The sequence below is a fragment of the Spirillospora sp. NPDC049652 genome, assembly GCF_040675125.1.
Taxonomy (GTDB): domain Bacteria; phylum Actinomycetota; class Actinomycetes; order Streptosporangiales; family Streptosporangiaceae; genus Spirillospora.
The window spans coordinates 1-4,158 of record NZ_JBFAOF010000660.1; the positions used below are offsets into that span (position 1 = coordinate 1).

3 protein-coding genes are annotated in these 4,158 nt (G+C 76.9%); 1 reads left to right on the forward strand and 2 read right to left on the reverse strand.

The window, feature by feature from the left end:
* Positions 1-870, forward strand: an 870-nt coding sequence (locus AB0J52_RS30080) for a galactokinase (protein WP_500186020.1), incomplete at its 5' end; no start/stop codon positions are given.
* A gap of 14 nt (positions 871-884) precedes the next feature.
* Here AB0J52_RS30080 and AB0J52_RS30085 read toward each other — a convergent pair.
* Both AB0J52_RS30085 and AB0J52_RS30090 read right to left on the reverse strand, forming a co-directional pair.
* Positions 885-1,856, reverse strand: coding sequence for a hypothetical protein (locus tag AB0J52_RS30085; RefSeq protein WP_500186021.1), 972 nt, complete (start codon positions 1,854-1,856; stop codon positions 885-887).
* A 319-nt stretch (positions 1,857-2,175) separates the two neighbouring features.
* The coding region (locus AB0J52_RS30090) for a hypothetical protein (protein WP_500186022.1) at positions 2,176-4,158 on the reverse strand (1,983 nt) is incomplete at its 5' end.

Below are 4,158 nucleotides of genomic sequence, written 5' to 3' on the forward strand. Positions count from 1 at the left end.
GCCTACCCGGTCGGCATGGCCCGGGTGCTGCGCCCGCACGGCGTGGGCGGGGCGACCCTGCTGATCGACTCCGACCTGCCGCAGGGCGCGGGCCTGTCGTCGTCGGCGGCGCTGGAGTGCGCGACGGCGATCGCGCTCTGCGACCTGCACGGTGTGGAGATCGCGCCCGCCGAGCTGGCCCGGCTGGCGCAGCGCGCCGAGAACGAGCACGTCGGCGTGCCCAGCGGGATCATGGACCAGTCCGCGTCGATGCTGTCGTCGGCGGGCAGCGCGCTGCTGCTGGACTGCCGGAGCGGCCTGACCTCGAACGTCCCGTTCGCGCCGGGCGAGGCCGGGCTCACCCTGCTCGTGATCGACACCCGGGCGTCGCACGAGCTGACCGGCGGCGAGTACGGCCAGCGCCGCGCCGAGTGCGAGAAGGCCGCGGAGCTGCTGGGCGTGGACGCGCTGCGCGACGTCAAGGACCTGCCCGGCGCGCTCGGCCGGCTCTCCGACCCGGTGCTACGGCGGCGCGTCCAGCACGTGGTGACCGAGAACCACCGTGTCGAGGCCACCGTGGGCCTCCTGCGGGCGGGCGCCGTCGCCGAGATCGGCGGCCTGCTGCACGCGTCCCACATGTCCCTGCGCGACCTGTACGAAGTGTCCTGGGACGAGGCGAACGTCGCCGTGGACGAGGCCATTCGCGCGGGCGCGCGAGGCGGCCGCATGGTCGGCGGCGGCTTCGGCGGCTCGGTCATCGTGCTCACCCACACCGAGCGCGCGGGCCGCGTCCGGGACGCCATCAACGCGGCCTACGAGGCGCGTTCGTGGACTCCCCCGGTCTTCCTCAGCGAGACCGCTCCGTCCGCCGGAGCGCACCGGCTGTCCTAACCGCACCGGCTGCCCTAACGGAGCGTCACCGTCGCCGCGTTGTCGGCCGGGCGGGTGTCGCCGACGTCGAGTCCGGCGGACGCCGCGAGCGTCCCCGCGCGCCGTCCTCGGCGCAGGTAGGCCGTGACCGTCCGGGCGTGGCCGGCGCGCAGTCGCCCCAGCAGGCAGCGAAAATACCGGCCGACTTGCCCTTTTCGCAGCTCATGGCAGTGAGCGCCGGACGTCCGGACGAGATCCGCGTCGTGGACGCCGAGGTTCAGGGTGACCCGGTGGGCGGCGCGCGGCCCCCGGTCGGTGACGGTCACCCTGACCGGGACGACATTTCCGGTGCGTCCGTTACGCGGTGAGTGCGGTGGGGCCAGACGGACGGCGACGTCCGTGCCGGGCACCACCGGGACGTCGGCCTCGGCGGTGTCGTCCAGCGCGACCCGGTCGGGCGGGCCCACGAGGCGGGCCCTGGCGCGCAGCACCCCGGACGCGTCCGGCCGGACGATCCCCAGGATGTGGACGGACCGCGAGCCGCGCGCCGCGACCTGGGGAAACGCACAGCGGACCACATGCCCGCCTCGCGGATGGCCTGCCGCGACACGTCCGGGCCGCGGGTGGCCCGCGTCCGTGCGGTCGTCCTCGGCGCAGCCGGGCTCGCGGATGCCGACGACGTCCACGGCGTCCGGAACGCGGAGTTCGGCCGTGCGCGATCCCGCGCCCGGCCCTGCGTCCCACACGGTCAGCGTGTATCCGAGCAGGCCCCCGCCGCGTACCGGACTCGGCGACGCCGAGAGCGTCAGCCCGAAGTCGGCCGCGCGTCCCCTGGACGGCCGCCGCACGGGAGACCGCCCTCTCGGCGGCTGCTCCTTCGCTTCGAACCCCTTCGGCGGCCTGGCCGCCGCCGCGACCTGTCCCGCTCCGGCCGCGGGCATCCCGGCGACCATCACGGCGGCCGTCCCGGCGCCTACCAGCGCACGCGTCACCAGCCTGAAGAACACGCTCCGGATCTTATTCGCGACCCTCCGCGACAACACCCGGACACGCACGGGCCCCACCCGTCCCGCAGCGCCCCGCCGTCGCGGACGCGCTCACAAGTCCGGTCGCGCCGACCTCAGGCCGCCGTCCCTCCAGCTCCATACGACCGCACGCCTGCGCGTGCGCCCGCACGCCGAGCCCCTGCGCCCGCACGCCGCGCCCATGCGCCCGAACGCCGCGCCCATGCGCCCGCGCGCCGAGTTCATGCGCCGCACGTCGGCTCACGCGCCGCGCATCGAGCTCGTGCGGGCGTGCGTCCGCCTCATAGGGTGCGCGTCGGGATCAGGGTTCGTCGCCAAGGGAGGCGGCGATGTCCTGGCGGAGGGCTTGGACGGCGTCGCGCGCGTCGGTCTCGTCGAGGGCCGTGAAGCCCTCGATCGCGGCGTCGGCGAGCTTGAGGGCCTCGGGCATCCGGTCCAGGCGGGTGAGCAGGCGGGCCTCGTCGTAGTCGATCCGGGCGGTGTGCCAGGTGATCGCGGCGGGGTTGTCGGCGGGCAGTCCGGACAGGGAGTCGCGGGCCTCGGCCATCACCGCCAGGCTCTCCTCGACCTGCTGGGCCCACAGGTGGCACAGCGCGGCCCGGCGGCGGCAGTCGACCGCCCGGAACAGGTCCCCGGCCTGCGTGAACGCCTCGGCGGCGGCGAGGAAGCGCTCGGCGGCCTGCGCGTCGCGGTCGGCGTCGGTGAGGACGCCCGCGGACTGCTCCAGGAAGTGGCCGATCACGCCCGGCTCGGTCTCGGCGGTGGCGACCTCGGCGAAGGTGTCGGCGGCCTCGGTCTCCCCCAGGTCGCGCTGCGCGGACGCCAGGATCACCCGAGCGCGCTGGAGTTCCTCCGCGCCGCCGGCCGGCTCACCGCTCCCGGGCCCGTCCGGGGCCCGGGTCAGGACGGCGAGGGCCTCCTCGATGGTCTCGGCGGCCTCCAGCGGACGGCCCGCGCCCAGGTAGGCGGCGGCGAGGTCGATGCGCGCCTGGTCGGCGTCGGCGGCCCGGCCGTACCCGGTGAACGCGGCGACGGCCTCCACGAGGTCGGGGACGGCGTCCTCGGCGCGGCGGCCGGCGAGCAGGAAGCGGCCCCGCTCCCAGTGCGCGAACGGCCGCAGGAGGGGCGCGTCGGCGGCGGCGGGCGCGTGCGCGACGGCCTCGTCCAGGGCCGCCCGCACGTCCTCCTCGTCGACTTCCGGGACGTGGGTGACGAGCTGCGCGTAGACCATGGACGTCTGGGCCAGGCGGCCGTTCAGCCCGGCCTCGCGGAAGGCGTCCCGAGCGGTGCGCAGGGCGGCCACGGACTCGGCGTGCTGCCCGAGCATGCCGTGGGCCTGGCCGCGCAGGAAGGCGGCGTCCCCGTCCTCGGCGTCGACGCCGTCCAGCGCGGCGAGACCGCCCTGCGGATCGTCGCCCATCAGGTGGAACTGGGCGAGCCGGATACGGGACCCGCGGACCCGCTCCGGTTCGGCGTCCAGTGCGGCGAGCCCCTCGACGGCGGCGGTGAGCAGGGCGCCGGCCTCCTCGCGGCGGCCGAGCGTCGCGAGGACCGCGCCGACCCGGCTGGAGACCGCCAGCGCGCGGACGGGCTCGTCCGCCCGCTCGAACCAGGACCGGGTCAGCTCCCAGGCGTCGAGGGCCTCCGGCAGCGCGCCGGACTCGGTGAGGGCGAGGCCGTGGCCGTCGAGGCGGCGGGCGGCGCGCAGCCACTCGGCGGCGGACGCGTCCGCGGCGGGCGGGGCCTCCGGCCCGGTGCGCGGGGCCTCCGGCCCGGTGCCGGTGACCTCGTCGAAGCGGGCGTACGCGGCGAGCGCCGCCGCCGTGTCCTGCGCGTTCCAGGACTCCTCGGCGAGGTCGAGCAGTTCGTCCGGATCGTCCACGGCCGTGACATCCGCGGGAACCGCCTCGGCCTCTGCCGAAGCGGGAGCGGGAGCCGGAGCCGGACGCGGCGCGGCGGCGGCGGCGCGGGCGTGCTCGGTGAGCGGCAGGTGGTCCACCAGCGGCTCGGCGGCCAGGGTCGAGCGGACCGCGTCGCTCTGCCGGGACGTCCCGTTGCGGGCGTCGAAGCGGGCCGCGAGACCGAGCGCGAGGCCCTCCAGCTCGGCGCGCAGGACGGGCAGCGCCACGTCCCCGGCGGGACGATCGCCGGACTCCGGGCGGCGGACGGTCAGCCCGTCCGCGCCGATGTCGGCGAGCCGGCGCAGCAGCAGCGCGCCGGCCGCCCCGAACCCCGAGGCCGCGAACGGGCTCCGCGCGCCGGGGCGGGTACGGAATAGCACACG